Source organism: Kribbella sp. CA-245084, assembly GCF_050942355.1.
Lineage (GTDB): Bacteria > Actinomycetota > Actinomycetes > Propionibacteriales > Kribbellaceae > Kribbella.
In genome coordinates this window covers 1,381,873-1,397,138 of sequence record NZ_CP192053.1, presented here as the reverse complement: position 1 = coordinate 1,397,138, position 15,266 = coordinate 1,381,873, and the positions used below count along the sequence as shown (strand labels likewise).

The following is a 15,266-nucleotide window of genomic DNA, read 5'->3' as shown; positions in this document are numbered from 1 at the left end:
GCGTCCCCGGCGGCTGGGTGGGCTTCGACGTCGGCTCAGTCGGTGCTGTCGAAGGAGGCGCAGTCGAAGGAGGCGCTGTCGAAGAAGGTGCCTCCGTCGGCGTGACCTCAGGCGGAGTCGTCTGCGTGCCGGGCCTCGGGATGCTCGCACCGACCGTCGACGGACCCGAAGACGGCTCAGTGGACGGTTTGGTCGACGGCTTGCTGCTCGGCTTCGACGCAGCGCCGGACGGCTCGTCGGCCTTGCTGTCGTGCCCCCGGGTCCCGAACAGCACCAGCAGACCGGCCACGATCGCGACGACCGCGGCCACGGCGACGAGTGAGGACAGGACTTGACCTCGGTCGCCACGCGGGCGTCCGCGGGATGCCCGAAGGCGGGACATGGTCAGACCTCGATGCCCAGTCGGCGTGCGGAGCGGGCGCGCTGGCGGGCGGCGCGGAGGCGGCGCAGGCGCTTGACCAGCAACGGGTCGTGCGCGAGGGCCTCGGGCCGGTCGATGAGTGCGTTGAGAACCTGGTAGTACCGGGTCGCCGACATCTGGAACTGGTCCCGGATCGCCTGCTCCTTGGCACCGGCGTACTTCCACCAGTGCCGCTCGAACGCGAGGATGGCTCCATCCCGCTCGGAGAGCCCGGCAATGGCCGGCGGCGCAGCTTCGGCGGGGCCGGAAGAGCTGGCGTTGGCGCTGTCCATCTGCTGCTGACTCCTGTGCGGTCGGTGATCGTCCGTCCGCGCTCCACTGTACGTGTTGAACAACAGCGATGTCATTCACCCGTGACACGACACGGAGCGTGTCGTCGGCGGACGGCCGGGCGTCACCAACTCTGGCAGGATCATTCTAGTGAGCTCAACTCTTTCCAGCGTGGCGCTGGTGGAGGAGCTGCAGGCGCGGATCCGTGAGGTGGACCCGCTGGTCAACGCCATCTGCACGCCCAACCCCGCCGCTCTCACCGAAGCCGCCCGCCTCGACACCGAGCGTGACAACGGGCGCGTTCGCGGCCCGCTGCACGGCGTACCGGTCCTGGTCAAGGACAACATCGACACCGCCGACCTGCCGACCACGGCCGGCTCGCTGGCGCTGGCCGACCAGCCACCGCCGCCCGACGACGCCCCGCTGGTACGCCGGCTCCGTGACGCCGGCTGCGTGATCCTCGGCAAGACCAACCTGAGCGAGTGGGCCAACTTCCGCGGCGCGGCGTCCTCCTCCGGCTGGAGCGCGTACGGCGGTCTGACCCGCAACCCGTACGCCCTGAACCGCTCCGCGGGCGGCTCCTCGTCCGGCTCCGGCGCCGCCGTGGCCGCCGGGCTGGCGGAGTACGCGATCGGCACCGAGACCAACGGCTCGATCGTCTGCCCGGCCGCCCTGAACGGCATCGTCGGCCTGAAGCCCACTGTCGGCCTGATCCCGCAGCAGGGCATCGTCCCGATCTCGCACTCGCAGGACACCGCCGGTCCGATGACCAGGACCGTCACCCAGGCGGCTGCACTGCTGTCAGTCCTCACCGGCAACCAGACGGACTACACCGAGTCCTGCCGGGGCACTGACCTCAGCAACGTGCGCATCGGCGTACCGCGCGGGCCGCTGTGGGGCTACTCCAGCGGACTTGACCAGGTCACCGAACACGCACTGGAGCTCCTCAGCAGCTGTGGCGCGACTCTGGTCGACCACCTGTCCCTGCCGACGCCGGGTGGCGACGAGGACCAGTTGCAGGTGCTGTCACATGAGCTGAAGGTCGACCTGGCGGCGTACCTGGCCACTCGGGTCCCCGGCGGCCCACGGACGCTGGACGACCTGATCGCTTTCAACAAGGAGCACGCGGACCAGGAGCTGCAGTGGTTCGGGCAGGAGCTGTTTGAGCGGGCTGCGACCACGGAGGGCCTCGGCTCGCCCGTGTACGTCGCTGCGCGCCTCACCGCACTCCGCGCCGGCCGGGACGGCATCGACGACCTGCTCCGCGATAACCAGCTCGACGCGCTGGTCAGTCCGTCGTACTCACCGGCCTGGGCGATCGACCTGGTGAACGGCGACCACGTGCTCGGCGGTTCGTCCTCGCACGCCGCCCTGGCCGGCTATCCGCTGCTGTCGATGCCGTCCGGGATGGTCTCCGGACTGCCGGTCGGGATCACGTTCAGCGGTACGGCGCGGAGTGAGGTCACGCTCATTCGCTTGGCTCACGCGTTCGAAACCGCGAGAATCGCAGCAGACGGACCGTTCCCGACCCCGGAGTTAACCCAGTGGGTATAGATCGTGTCAGATGGGGCATCGTTGCTACCGGCAACATCTCGACCCAGTTCACGCACGATCTGGGGCTGCTCCCCGATGACGCCGTCGCCACCGCGGTCGCGTCCAGGTCCCAGGACAACGCGGACCGGTTCGCGGCGGAGTTCGGCATCCCCAGCGCCTACGACGACTATCGCAAGCTGATCGATTCCGGCGACGTCGACGTCATCTACATCGGTACGCCGCATCCGCAGCACTACGCGATCGCGCGGACCGCGCTGCAGGCAGGCATCGCCGTGCTGTGCGAGAAGCCCGTCACGCTGACGGCCAAGCAGGCGCGGGACCTGGTCGCGGTCGCGGCCGAGCACAAGACCCTGTTCGCCGAGGCGATGTGGATGCGGACCAACCCGGTCATCCAGGCCGTCTTCGACGACCTGGCCAGCGGTGTGATCGGCGAGCCCCAGCAGGTCGTTGCTGATTTCGCCTTCCACAATTCCTCCTTGCCGTCGCGGCTGCTCGATCCGGCGCTCGGCGGCGGTTCGCTGATGGACGGCGGCATCTACCCGATGACGTTCGCCTACATGGCGCTGGGCCGTCCGGCCGAGGTGAAGGCTGTCGGGTCGCTCAACGAGGACGGCGTGGACCTGAACGTCGCCATGGCCTGGCGGTACGACTCCGGTGCTGTCGCCGCACTCACCTGCGGTCTGCGCTCGCAGAACCCGTGGGTCGCCTCGATCAGCGGCCCGGAGGGCAGCCTGCAACTGCCGCACCGATTCCACCACCCCGAGTACTACGTGCGTACGACTGCTTCCGGAGCGGAGCGGATCGACGTACCGACGCATGGGCGTGGGTACCACTATGAGGCAGGCGCAGTAATGGAAGCGCTGCGTGCGGGGGCGCTCGAAGTACCGGCGTTGCCTCATGCCGCCACCCTCGAGATTCTCGACCTGCTCGACGAGACCCGGAGCCAGATCGGGGTCCGTTACCCCGGTGACGACGACGACCTGAGTGGATGACGCTGAAGATGCCGAACGGTAGGAGTTCCTTCGTAGTGGTGGCCAACCGGCTGCCGGTCGACCGGATCGAGATGCCAGACGGCAGTACGGCGTGGCGCCGCAGTCCAGGCGGACTGGTCACCGCACTCGCACCGGTGATGCAGAGCCACCACGGCGCGTGGATCGGCTGGACCGGAAGCCCGGACGAGAAGGTCGACCCGTTTGACAACGACGGTATGCACCTGGTCCCGGTGATGCTGTCGGCCGAGGACGTGCAGCTGTACTACGAGGGCTTCTCCAACGCGACGCTCTGGCCGCTGTACCACGACGTGATCGTGGCGCCGGAGTTCCACCGCGAGTGGTGGGAGTCGTACGTCGCGGTGAACCGCCGATTCGCGGAGGCCGCAGCGGACGCTGCCGACGACAACGCCGACGTCTGGGTGCACGACTACCAGCTGCAGCTCGTCCCGGCGATGCTGCGCCGGCTGCGTCCCGACGTACGGATCGGGTTCTTCCTGCACATCCCGTTCCCGCCGACCGAGCTGTTCGCGCAGATGCCGTGGCGGCGGCAGATCCTGGACGGGCTGATGGGCGCGGACCTGGTCGGTTTCCAAAGACCGGGTGCAGCTTCGAACTTCGCCCGGCTGGCCCGCAACCGGATGGGGCTGCGGACCCGCGGCGACCGCATCCACCTGCCGGACGACCGGATCGTCCGCGCGAAGGCCTTCCCGATCTCGATCGACGTCAACGAGCTGCAGAGCCTGGCTCGTCAGCCCGAGACCACGGCCCGCGCGGCCGAGATGCGGCAGGAGGTCGGCAACCCGACGCACATCCTGCTCGGCGTCGACCGGCTCGACTACACCAAGGGCATCCGGCAACGGTTGCGCGCGTTCGGCGAGCTCCTGGACGAGAAGCGGATCTCGGTCGACGATGCGGTGTTCATCCAGGTGGCGACGCCATCGCGCGAGCGGGTCGAGCAGTACCGCGTACTGCGGGACGAGATCGAGCTGCTGGTCGGCCGGATCAACGGCGAGCACGGCCGGATCGGTACGCCGGCGATCAATTACCTGCACACGTCCTACTCGCGGACCGAGATGGCGGCGCTGTTCCGGGCCGCGGACGTCGCCGTGGTGACACCGCTGCGGGACGGCATGAACCTGGTCGCGAAGGAGTACGTGTCGACGCGGTACGACGACACGGGCGCGCTCGTGCTGAGCGAGTTCGCCGGTGCGGCGGACGAGTTCCGGCAAGCTTTCCTCGTGAACCCGCACGACATCAACGGCATGAAGGACACGATCGTCGACGCGATGAACACCGACGACCGCCAGCTCGGCCGCCGGATGAAGGCGATGCGCAAGCACCTCGCCGCGCACGATGTGAACGTCTGGGCGCAGAGTTTCCTCAAGGCGCTCCATGACCAGGACTGACGGGCGCGTCCTCGCTCTCGATCTAGGTACGTCGTCCGCGCGCGCCCTGGTGCTGTCGGACGACGACGCGTCGCCGATCCCCGGCGCGCTGGCCCGGCACAAGATCGCCCCGACGTACGGCTCGGACGGCTCCGCGACGCTCGACCTGCACGAGTACGTCGAGGGGCTGCTCGGCTGCCTGGACGAGCTGCAGCAGAACGGTCATCTCGAGAACATCGGCGCGATCGTGCTGTCCTCGCAGTGGCACTCGATCGTTGCCCTCGACAACAAGGGCGACGCGCTGACACCGGTGATCACCTGGGCCGACACGCGCTCGGTCGACCTCGCCCCGTCCGTCGACGAACGCGCCTTCCACGCGCGCACCGGCGCCTGGCTGCACCGCCTGTACTGGACCCGCCGGATCCCTTGGCTGCTGTCGATCGGCTCCCCCGCGGAGTTCGCCGGGCTGCCCGATCTCGTGCTGGAGCGGTTGACCGGCGAGCGGGTGACGTCGGTGTCGATCGCGTCCGGCACCGGGACGCTCGACCTGGCCACCGGCACGTACGACGATGAGGCGCTCGACATCGCCGGCGTACGCGCTGACCGGTTGCCGTCGATCGTGCCGACCGGGTGGACCGGGTCGTTGTCCGCGGAGTACGCACGCCGTTGGCCGGGGCTGGTCGGCGTACCTGTGCATCCGCCGACGGGTGACGGGGCTGCGTCGAACGTCGGGACGGGCGGGTACGACGTGGGGACCGCTGCGGTGACGGTGGGGACGTCGGCCGCCGTACGCGTTGTGCATCCGATCGACGACGCGCCTGAGCTGCCGTGGGAGCTGTGGCGGTACCGGGTCGATGACAAGCGCGCGGTGACCGGTATGGCGTTCTCCGCGGCCGGGAACCTGCACGCGTGGCTGACCGGCGTACTGCAGCTGGAGTCCGACGAGCTGGCGGGCGTGGAGGTCGGGGCGTCGCGGGCGATCGCGATCCCGTTCATGGCCGGGACCAGGCCGCCGGCGACTGTGCCGAGCGGATCCGGAGTGTTCTTCGGGTTGTCGTTCGACGACACCGCGGCGGATCTGCTCGCCGCGTCGTTGCAGGGCGCGTCCCTGGAGGTCGACCGCGGGTTGCGCATGCTCGACTCGCTGTTCGGGCGGCAGCTGGACGTCGTACTGGGTGGCGGCGGCATTGACGCCTCCGAGTGGTGGCGCCGCTGTCTGACCGCAACCTTCGCGCGTCCGACTACGGTGTGCGCCGAGGCGGAGGTAGGCGCCCGCGGCGCGGCTGCGGTGGCGCTCGGGCTGTCTCCGGAGCCGGGTGGCGAGCACCTGACCCCGGTGGACGCCGAGGTCTCCCGGGTGGCGGCTATGCGTCCGCGGTACGAGGCGCTGCGGGAGCTAGCCGTACAGGCCTCTAAAGAACCGGCCTGAGGCGTACTGCGTTCGCGGTACTGCGGGGATACGGCTGGAGGACGACGCGGGGGTCTGGGCGGCCACGTAGTGTGAGCGTTATGGACGCGCGGTGGCGGAACCTGCGGGTGCACCCGTTGGTGCTCGACTGCGCCCTCGCGACCGTCATCCTGGTGGGGAACGGGTTGTCGCTGGGTCAGCGTCGGCACGGCGAGGCGTTCCTGACTCTGTCCGGGTCGTTGCTGATCATCGCCGGCGCCGTGTTCATGTTGCTGCGGCGGCGGGCGCCTGTGGTCGCGTTGGCGCTGACAACGCTCGTCGGGGTCACGTACACGATCACGCAGCAGGCCAAGAGCCCGATCGGGCTGTTCATGGCGTGCTCGGCGTACATGGTGGTCCAGCGGACCGAACGCCGGACCCGCGCGGCCGCGATCGTGTCGGTGATGGCTGTGACGGTGGTCGCGGCGGCCGTGTACACCGACGGCGAGCTGTTCGCGAACCTGGTGAACGGGCTGGTCGTGCTGGTCGGCGCATGCATCGGTGAGGCGACGCAGTACCGGCGTGCGTATCTGCGGGAGCTGGAGGACCGGGCGGTCCGGGCCGAGCAGACCCGGGACGAGGAAGCGCAGCGCCGGGTGATCGAGGAGCGGCTGCGGATCGCGCACGAGCTCCATGACGTCATCGCTCACCACATCGCGCTGATGAACGTGCAGTCCGGTGTCGCTGCGCACGTACTGCGTACTCAGCCGGACGAGGCCGAGCGAGCGTTGGCGCTGGTCCGCTCCGGCGGCCGCACTGTGCTGCAGGAGCTCACCGTCCTCCTCGGTGTACTCCGCCGCTCCGGCTCTCCCCTACCGACCGCACCGACACCGTCCCTCCACGAACTGGGCGCCCTGATCGACTCGTTCACCGCAGCAGGCGTCCAGGTCGACTGGGTCCCGCCCGACTCCATCGGCGACCTCCCGGACGTCATAGAACTCACCGCCTACCGCATAGTCCAGGAGTCCCTCACCAACGTGCTGAAACATGCCCCGGGCGCAACAGCTCGAGTCCGCCTCACCCGCTCCACCGGGGCCTTCACGGTCGACGTAACCGACAGCGGCGGAACCGCGGCTTCACCAGGCCGGGAGGGCCTCGGCGCGGGTCACGGGCTTGTCGGTATGCGAGAGCGCGTCGCCGCCGTACACGGTCAACTGACGACTGGGCCGGAGCCTGGTGGCGGGTTCGGCGTACATGCTGTTCTTCCTCTCGAGACGGGAGTTGTGGGTGACGATCCGGGTGCTGCTGGCCGACGACCAGACGCTGATCCGCAGCGGGTTCCGGGTGCTGGTGAATTCAGCACCCGATCTGGAGGTCGTTGCTGAGGCGGCGAACGGCCGGGAGGCGGTCGAGCTGGCCCGGACCGAGTTGGCCGACGTGGTGTTGATGGACATCCGGATGCCCGAGGTCGACGGTCTCGCGGCGACCCGGATGATCACCGCGGACGAGGCGCTGGCCGGCGTGAAGGTGCTGATACTGACCACCTTCGAGGTCGACGAGTACGTGTTCGACGCGATCCGCGCCGGCGCGAGCGGCTTCCTGGGCAAGAGCGTGGAGCCGGCCGAGCTGATCGATGCCATCCGAGTGGTCGCCCGCGGTGACGCCCTGCTGTCCCCGAAGGCGGTCCGCGGCCTGATGAACCGCTTCCTGGCCGAGCCGCAGGCCGGGCAGGACATCGGTCCGTCGGTGCTCGACGTCCTGACCGAACGCGAGCGCGAGATCGTCGGCCTGGTCGCGCTCGGCCTGTCCAACGAGGAGATCGCCGTACGCCTCGTGCTGTCGCCGTCGACCGCGAAGACCCACGTCAATCGCGCCATGGTGAAGCTCGACTGCCGTGACCGTGCGCAGTTGGTCGTACTCGCCTACCAGACCGGACTGGTTCGCCCGGGCGCCGTCGTACCGCAGACGCAGTAGCCCGTACGGCAGACGCAGTACGGCGAGGTGCCCGCGGCTGGCCGACGCGAGTGACGGAGCGCGGCCGGAAGCATCGGCTGCATGGCTACCTACCTGTACCGGCTGGGCCGGTTCGCGTTCCGCCGTCGCCGGCTGGTGGTTCTGGTGTGGCTGGGGCTCCTGGCCGCCGGTATCGCCGGCGCGGCCGCCCTGTCCGGCCCGACTGCCAACGGCTTCTCGATCCCGGGCACCGAGTCGCAGCGGGCGGCGGACCTGCTCCAGGACCGGTTCCCGCAGGCGGGCGCCGACAGCGCGACCGCCCGCATTGTCTTCCAGGCGCCGCCCGGCCAGAAGCTCACCGACGCCGCGAACACTACGCAGGTACGGCAGACCCTCGGCCGGATCGACCACGCGCCACAGGTCGCCCGGATCACGGATCCCTTCACCGCGAAGGCGATCTCCGCCGACGGCCGGACCGGCTACGCCCAGGTGACGTACGACGTCACGGCGCAGGAGGTCACCCCCGAGGCGCAGGACGCGGTGGCCACCGCGGTGGAACCGGCGCGCGCGGCCGGGCTCACAGTCGAGTACGGCGGCGACGCCATGCAGGCGCAGGACAGTCAGAGCCTGACCGAGGTGATCGGGATCGGGGTGGCCGCCGTCGTCCTGCTGATCACCTTCGGCTCGCTGATCGCGGCCGGCCTACCGTTGCTGTCAGCAATCATCGGGGTAGGCATCGGGGTGACCGCGATCTCGGCCGCCAGCGGGTTCATCGACATCGGCTCGGGTACGCCGATCCTTGCGCTGATGATCGGTCTCGCCGTGTCGATCGACTACGCGCTCTTCATCATGTCGCGGTACCGGCACGAGCTGAGCACCGGACTGGAACCGGACGAGGCGGCCGGTCGCGCGGTCGGCACGGCCGGCTCCGCGGTGGTGTTCGCCGGACTGACCGTGGTGATCGCGCTGGCCGGGCTGTTCGTCGTCGACATCCCGTTCCTGACGCAGATGGGCCTGGCCGCCGCGTTCACCGTCGTACTGGCGGTGGCGATCGCACTCACCCTGCTGCCCGCGCTGCTGGGATTCGCCGGACGCCGCGTGCTCGGCGGACGGATCCCGGGTCTGCGAGCCGGCGATCCCGAGGCGGCCGGACGGGTCTCGGCCGGACGTCGATGGGGCCGCTTCGTCACCCGCCGACCCGTGGCGGTGCTGCTGGTGACCGTGATCGGTCTCGGTGCGCTGGCGCTCCCGGCCACCGATCTCGAGCTCGGGCTGCCCGACGACAGCACCGCGGCACCCGATTCCACCCAGCGCAAGGCGTACGAGCTGCTCTCCGAGGGCTTCGGCGCCGGATTCAACGGTCCGCTGATGGTGGTCGTCGACGCCGGCGCGTCCGCCGATCCGCAGGCTGCGGCGGCTGCCACGGCCACCGCCGTACGCGGGCTGCCGGATGTGACGCTCGTGACACCGCCGACCTTCAACCCGGCTGGGAACACGGCATTGCTGACGGTGATTCCGGCAACCGGTCCGAGTGCGACGCAGACGCACGACCTGGTCAAGGCGATCCGGGCGCTGCCCGACGCAGGGGGCGCGGAGGTGTCCGTCACGGGCGCTACGGCGGTCAACATCGACATCTCGGACAAGCTCGGCGGCGCGCTGGTGCCGTACCTGTCGCTGATCATCGGACTGGCGTTCCTACTGCTGATGCTGGTGTTCCGGTCGGTGCTGGTGCCGTTGAAGGCGACCCTCGGGTTCCTGCTGACCGTCGCGGCGACGTTCGGCGCGGTGGTCGCGGTGTTCCAGTGGGGCTGGCTGGCCGGGCTGTTCGGGATCGAGGGGCAGACCGGGCCGGTGATCAGCATGCTGCCGATCTTCCTGATCGGCGTGGTGTTCGGGCTCGCGATGGACTACCAGATCTTCCTGGTCACCCGGATGCGGGAGGAACACGTCCACGGCGGTACGCCGCGAGCCGCCGTCGTCGACGGGTTCGCCCACGGCGCCCGGGTGGTGACCGCGGCGGCCGTGATCATGACGGCGGTCTTCTCCGGCTTCATCCTGTCCGGCCAGACACTGATCCGGGAGATGGGTTTCGGCCTGGCGCTCGCCGTCGCCATCGACGCCTTCGTCGTCCGGATGACGATCGTCCCGGCCGTGATGGCCCTCCTCGGCCGCCACGCCTGGTACCTCCCGCGCTGGCTCGACCGCCTCCTCCCGAACGTCGACATCGAAGGCGAGACCCTCCGCCGTCACCTCCCGCCCGCCCCCGACCCGCGCGAACCCGAACTGGTCAGCCGTGATCGCGGCCACTGACAACACGGCGCCGGGACCGGATCATGGCCGGCATGTGGCGCGAGATCATGAAGTCCAAGGTGCACCGGGCGACGGTGACGCAGGCGGACCTGCACTATGTCGGATCGTGCACGCTCGACGCGGATCTGATGGACGCGGCGGATCTGCTGCCCGGCGAGAAGGTCGACATCGTCGACATCACCAACGGGCAGCGGCTGTCGACGTACCTGATCGAGGGGCCGCGCGGGTCCGGGGTGGTGGGGATCAACGGCGCCGCGGCGCACCTGATCCACCCCGGTGATCTGGTCATCCTGATCGCCTACGGGATGTTCGACACCGCCGAGGCGAAGGTCTTCGAGCCGAGCGTAGTCTTCGTGGACGAGCACAATGCGATCACTCGTATCGGCTCCGACCCCGCCGAGGCGCTGCCCGACAGCGGCATGCTCCGCGGCGACCAACTGCACACCCCGCGTTGAGACGAGGACTGGTCGACGATGACCGAGAACACCGCTGACACTGCTGCCCCGAAGACCGCTTCCCACGACAACGAGCCGAGCCAGAAGCTGCGCGAGTTCATGAACTCGGGGTGGGCCGACTCGGAGCGGCACGACCTCGCGCTGAGCGACGTCGGCCTGTGGGCGGCGAAGCGGCGGGACGCGCTGTCGCAGGCGTTCCCGGGCGAGCGCCTCGTCATCCCGGCCGGCACGTTCAAGGTGCGCTCGAACGACACCGACTACGTCTTCCGCCCGCACACCGACTACGTCTGGCTGACCGGCAACCAGACCTCCGACGCGGTCCTGGTCCTCGAGCCGAACGGCACCAGCGGCCACGACTCGGTCCTGTACTTCCGCCCCCGCGCCGACCGCTCGCAGGGCGAGGAGTTCTGGCGCGACCGGATGTACGGCGAGATGTGGGCCGGCCGGCGTCCTTCGCTGACCGAGACCGCCAAGGAGTTCGGTCTCGAGACGCGCCACGTCGACCAGCTCGCCGACGCGCTCAAGGGCGACGTACCGACCCGCGTACGCCGGGGTGAGGACGAGTCGATCGCTTCGCTGCTGAGCGGCACCCGGATCGAGCAGCTCAAGGACGGGGAGTTCGCCGCGACGCTGTCGGAGCTGCGACTGGTCAAGGACGCGTACGAGCTCGAGCAGCTCCGGGACGCAGTCGCGATCACGCACCGCGGGTTCTCCGACGTACTCGCGGAGATGGACAAGGTTCGGCAGTACGGCGAACGCTGGATCGAGGGCACGTTCTGGCGCCGGGCACGGGCCGAGGGCAACGATGTCGGCTACACATCGATCGCCGCGGCCGGATCGCACGCGACCACGCTGCACTGGATCGAGAACGACGGCCCGGTGAACGACGGCACGCTGATGCTGCTCGACATGGGCGTTGAGAACCGGCAGCTGTACACCGCCGACATCACCCGCACGCTGCCCGTCAACGGCGAGTTCACCCCGCGCCAGCGCGACCTGTACCAGCTGGTCCTGGACGCGCAGAACGCCGGGATCGCGGCGCTCAAGCCGGGTGCGGCGTTCCGCTCCGGGCACGAGGCGGCGATGGAGGTCATCGTGCACGGCCTGGACGCGATGGAGCTGCTGCCGGTGTCGGCCGAGGAGGCGCTCGACCCGCAGAGCCGCCTGTACCAGCGCTACACGCTGCACGGCGTCAGCCACATGCTCGGCCTCGACGTCCACGACTGCTCCGCGGCCCGCGGCGAGACCTACCGCCAGGGCACCGTCGAGCCCGGCTACGTCCTCACTGTCGAGCCCGGCCTGTACTTCCAGTCCGACGACCTGACCGTCCCCGAAGACCTCCGAGGCATCGGCATCCGCATCGAGGACGACATCCTCATCACCTCCGACGGCACCGAGAACCTCTCGGACGCCATGCCCCGCACCGTCGAGGGCCTACAGAACTGGATGGCTTCCTAACATCGCTGCGAGCTCCACCCGGGCCTCGACCGCGTGGTCGGGGTGCAGGGTCAGGGTGTAGGCGCACTCGAAGTGGGCGCCGATGTCTTTAAAGGCATCGGCGGCCACTAGCAGTGCGTCGCGGTCGCCTGTTAAGCGGGCCGTAGCGCGGGTGAGGCAAGCTGCGGCCCAGTCGTTCTCAGCGGCGTCCGACGCGGTCGCGGCGAGCAGGTCGTGCGCGTCGGGAAGCCCGACAACCACGGCGAGCTCCGCGGCGGCAGCACGTGCGTACGGCACCCACCACCCTTCAAAGAGATCCCCAAACGCCCGCCGCACAACGACTTCCGCCTGCTGCACGCCCCCACCCTGCACGTCCCCGCCCTGAACGCCCCCGCCCTGAACGCCCCCGCCCTGAACGCCCCCGCCCTGAACATCCCCGCGCTGGACGCCTCCGCGCTGGACCTCCCCGCGCTGGAAGCCTCCGCCCTGCACGCCTCCGCCCTGGACCTCCCCGCGCTGGACCTCCCCGCGCTGGACGCCCCCGCCCTGCACGCCTCCGCCCTGGACCTCCCCGCGCTGGACCTCCCCGCGCTGGACGCCCCCGCCCTGCACGCCTCCGCCCTGGACCTCCCCGCCCTGCACGCCTCCGCCCTGGACCTCCCCGCCCTGGACGCCTCCGCCCTGGACGCCTCCGCCCTGGACGCCTCCGCGCTGGACGGCGACTCGTGCTCGCGCGAACGTGTAGGGAGCCGTCAGCCAGGGAGCATCCTCCACGTCCGTGCACCGGGCGACCTCGAGCGCACGTGCTTGCCAGACGTCGAACAAACCGTCGTCGCGCAGTCCGTGCACCATCGCGGCCGCGGACAATGCTGACGCCATCCACTCGATCGGCGGAGAGCCCGCGCCTTGCCAGCGGTCCCAGGGTGCGTCCGCGTGCTCCAAGCAGGCGTCGAACTGGCCGGTCAGCGCGTAGACCCGGATCCTGCGCGGCAGCGAGATGTACGGATGGTTCCCGACCGGATCGTCCGGCGCACCCACGGCCGTGAGCGCCGCCGGCAGATCGCCGACCGCGGTCGCCGTGGTCGGCGCGACGTGGAACGCGTCGATGATCTCGGCCGCGGCGTACGGCTCGTGGCGAGGCAGCGGGCCCACCAACCGCATCCGCTCGACGGCGTACGAGCGTGCGTCGCGCAGTCGCCCTGCGTTCCCGGCGGCCACCGTCAGCGCGTCGAGCGCACCAGCGATCAGCACCGGATCACCGGTGCGCCGGGCCGCGTCGACAGCCTCTTGGGCGAGCCCCGCATCCGCGCCGATCCGGCGGCCGCCGTACTCCCAAGCCCTTGCCATCGCGAGCAATGCGGTCACCTGCGGGTCCCCGGGCCGCGCGCTGTTCTCGGCTTGCCGGAGCAGCTCTTGGCTGCGCTCCTTGGACAGCTCGTACAGCGAGCCGGTCGGGTATCGGTTCACGGCAATCACGGCCAACGCCAGCATCGTCGCCCGAACGTTGCCATCAGCAACCGCTCGGTCGGCGGCGTCCAGCAGCAGCTCAACCCCGGTCTCTGCGTCCGAGATCGCGAGCGTGGCATCAGCAGCCGACCGAAGATCCAGCGCAGCAGCCACCCCATCGGGCGCCCGCTCAGCCGCCGCCCGGTAGTACCCAATCGCCTCCCGAAACTCTCGCCGAGCAAACCCAAGATGCCCAAGCCCCCGCGCCAACCGATGCGCCACCGGGTCGAACGCCGCGGGGGTGGTGGCGAGTGCGGCTCGGAGGTCGCTGGCTACTTGGTCGTAGGGGTGTTGCCAGTCGGGGGCGTCGAGCTGGTTCTCCAGTGTGGTGGCGGTGTTGGCGGCCCAGTGGAGCCAGCGGGTTTGTGCGGTGGTCAGTTCGTTCTCGGTCAGTTGGTCGCGGGCGAACTCCCGGATTGTCTCGAGTAGCCGCCAGCGTGATCCCCGGCGTACGGCGAGGCTCTTGTCCGTCAGCCGACCCAGCAAGTCGGCCACCTCACCCCGCCCGAGCTCTGGACTGGTCGCGCTGGCGGCGTCCAGGTCGAAACCGCCGACGTAGATGGAGAGCCGCCGGAACAACAGCCGCTCCTGCTCGTCCAGCAGTTCGTGGCTCCAGCCGATCACCGCGGCCAGCGACCGGTGCCGGGCGTCCACGCCACGCCCGCCCGCCAGCAGCCGGAGCCTGTCGTCGAGCGCGGCGTGCAGGCCGTCGGCTCCGAGCGAGCCGATCCTGGCCGCAGCGAGCTCGATGGCCAGCGGCATGCCATCCAGCCGCGCACAGATCTCCGTGAGGTCATTGGGCGATGCCGTGAAGGTCGGGTCGACGGCCCGCGCCCGGTCGGTGAACAGCTCGGTCGCGGCGTCCAAGGGCGGCAGCAGCACGGTCGCCTCCGCGGGTACGCCGAGCCGCTCCCGGCTGGTCGCGAGAATCGTCACCTCGGGACAGCTGCGGAGCAGTTGTTCCGCGAGTACGGCGACCTCGTCGACGAGGTGCTCGCAGTTATCCAGAACCAGCAGCCACCGCCCGGTCTGCAGATGCTCGATCAGGACCTGCTCCAGACTCTGCGGCGGGCGTTCAGTGAGCCCGAGCGCAGTTGCCACCGTGCGGGTCACCAGGCCGTCCCGAACCGGAACCAGGTCGACGAACGCGCCGGCAGCACCCACCTCGGCCGCCACGACGGCTGCCAGCCGCGTCTTACCCATGCCGCCAGGTCCGAGCACGGTCACCAGGCGCGACTGCCCGAGCGCCGTTCGGACGGCAGTCGTCTCGGTAGAGCGCCCGACAAAGGTGGTCCGTCCGGCAGGCAGCCCGCTCATCCCAGGACCGCGCCGCGATCCTGCCAGGTCGGCTAGCTCGCGCCGGTCGGTCACGCCGTACTTGCGGAGCAACGACGAGACGTGGCTCTCGACCGTACGGACGGAGATGTGCAGTGCCCGGGCGATCTGCGCGTTCGACCGGTGGCCGACCAGCGCCTCCAGTACTTCGGCCTCCCGCGCGGACACCTCGTTCACGCGCCCCATCATGACCGATCCGCGGATCCCCCGTGCTGGATCTGTGCCCGATCCGTGGTGGATCCGTGGTCGGCACGGATGTGG

At 69.9% G+C, this 15,266-nt stretch carries 12 protein-coding genes; 10 read left to right on the top strand and 2 right to left on the bottom strand.

Features of this window, described 5'->3' with window-relative positions:
• The first annotated feature begins 101 nt into the window (after window positions 1-101).
• Window positions 102-335, top strand: coding sequence for a hypothetical protein (locus ACQPYH_RS06890; RefSeq protein ID WP_432888181.1), 234 nt, complete (start codon window positions 102-104; stop codon window positions 333-335).
• A 49-nt stretch (window positions 336-384) separates the two neighbouring features.
• Here ACQPYH_RS06890 and ACQPYH_RS06885 read toward each other — a convergent pair whose 3' ends face one another.
• Window positions 385-693: a DUF3263 domain-containing protein gene (locus ACQPYH_RS06885; protein ID WP_327640134.1), complete on the bottom strand. Its 309-nt coding sequence runs from the start codon at window positions 691-693 to the stop codon at window positions 385-387.
• 169 nt (window positions 694-862) lie between these two features.
• Here ACQPYH_RS06885 and ACQPYH_RS06880 point away from each other — a divergent pair, with 169 nt between their 5' ends.
• The 9 genes from ACQPYH_RS06880 to ACQPYH_RS06840 all read left to right on the top strand — a co-directional run bounded on the left by ACQPYH_RS06880 (window position 863) and on the right by ACQPYH_RS06840 (window position 12,185).
• Window positions 863-2,245 carry an amidase gene (locus tag ACQPYH_RS06880; protein WP_432888179.1) on the top strand — a complete coding sequence of 461 codons (1,383 nt, stop codon included), beginning with the start codon at window positions 863-865 and terminating at the stop codon, window positions 2,243-2,245.
• Window positions 2,236-3,237, top strand: coding sequence for a Gfo/Idh/MocA family protein (locus tag ACQPYH_RS06875; protein ID WP_432888177.1), 1,002 nt, complete (start codon window positions 2,236-2,238; stop codon window positions 3,235-3,237). The genes ACQPYH_RS06880 and ACQPYH_RS06875 overlap by 10 nt, the downstream gene beginning before the upstream one ends.
• An 8-nt stretch (window positions 3,238-3,245) precedes the next feature.
• On the top strand, window positions 3,246-4,643 hold the full coding sequence (locus tag ACQPYH_RS06870) for an alpha,alpha-trehalose-phosphate synthase (UDP-forming) (protein ID WP_130443894.1): 1,398 nt from the start codon (window positions 3,246-3,248) through the stop codon (window positions 4,641-4,643).
• Window positions 4,630-6,051 carry an FGGY family carbohydrate kinase gene (locus tag ACQPYH_RS06865; RefSeq protein WP_432888174.1) on the top strand — a complete coding sequence of 474 codons (1,422 nt, stop codon included), beginning with the start codon at window positions 4,630-4,632 and terminating at the stop codon, window positions 6,049-6,051. Before ACQPYH_RS06870 ends, ACQPYH_RS06865 begins: the two co-directional genes overlap by 14 nt.
• 80 nt (window positions 6,052-6,131) lie before the next feature.
• Entirely contained in the window at window positions 6,132-7,394 is a 1,263-nt protein-coding gene (locus ACQPYH_RS06860) for a sensor histidine kinase (RefSeq protein ID WP_432888172.1), read from the top strand.
• Window positions 7,297-7,983: a response regulator transcription factor gene (locus ACQPYH_RS06855; protein ID WP_432888170.1), complete on the top strand. Its 687-nt coding sequence runs from the start codon at window positions 7,297-7,299 to the stop codon at window positions 7,981-7,983. Before ACQPYH_RS06860 ends, ACQPYH_RS06855 begins: the two co-directional genes overlap by 98 nt.
• Window positions 7,984-8,064: 81 nt before the next feature.
• Entirely contained in the window at window positions 8,065-10,272 is a 2,208-nt protein-coding gene (locus ACQPYH_RS06850; RefSeq protein ID WP_432888168.1) for an MMPL family transporter, read from the top strand.
• A 32-nt stretch (window positions 10,273-10,304) separates the two neighbouring features.
• Window positions 10,305-10,727, top strand: a complete 423-nt coding sequence (gene panD, locus ACQPYH_RS06845) for an aspartate 1-decarboxylase (RefSeq protein ID WP_432888166.1) — start codon at window positions 10,305-10,307, stop codon at window positions 10,725-10,727.
• Window positions 10,728-10,745: 18 nt separating this feature from the next.
• Window positions 10,746-12,185, top strand: a complete 1,440-nt coding sequence (locus tag ACQPYH_RS06840) for an aminopeptidase P family protein (RefSeq protein ID WP_432888164.1) — start codon at window positions 10,746-10,748, stop codon at window positions 12,183-12,185.
• On the opposite strand, the gene ACQPYH_RS06835 is transcribed toward ACQPYH_RS06840, so the two are convergent.
• Window positions 12,162-15,182: an ATP-binding protein gene (locus ACQPYH_RS06835; RefSeq protein WP_432888162.1), complete on the bottom strand. Its 3,021-nt coding sequence runs from the start codon at window positions 15,180-15,182 to the stop codon at window positions 12,162-12,164. The genes ACQPYH_RS06840 and ACQPYH_RS06835 overlap by 24 nt on opposite strands.
• Window positions 15,183-15,266: the final 84 nt, after the last annotated feature.

Bases quoted from the DNA above. Each gene is read 5' to 3' on its own strand.
- ACQPYH_RS06885 (WP_327640134.1), bottom strand. From the start codon at position 693: ATGGACAGCGCCAACGCCAGCTCTTCCGGCCCCGCCGAAGCTGCGCCG.
- ACQPYH_RS06870 (WP_130443894.1), top strand. From the start codon at position 3,246: ATGCCGAACGGTAGGAGTTCCTTCGTAGTGGTGGCCAACCGGCTGCCG.
- ACQPYH_RS06865 (WP_432888174.1), top strand. From the start codon at position 4,630: ATGACCAGGACTGACGGGCGCGTCCTCGCTCTCGATCTAGGTACGTCG.
- ACQPYH_RS06860 (WP_432888172.1), top strand. From the start codon at position 6,132: ATGGACGCGCGGTGGCGGAACCTGCGGGTGCACCCGTTGGTGCTCGAC.
- ACQPYH_RS06850 (WP_432888168.1), top strand. From the start codon at position 8,065: ATGGCTACCTACCTGTACCGGCTGGGCCGGTTCGCGTTCCGCCGTCGC.
- panD (WP_432888166.1), top strand. From the start codon at position 10,305: ATGTGGCGCGAGATCATGAAGTCCAAGGTGCACCGGGCGACGGTGACG.
- ACQPYH_RS06840 (WP_432888164.1), top strand. From the start codon at position 10,746: ATGACCGAGAACACCGCTGACACTGCTGCCCCGAAGACCGCTTCCCAC.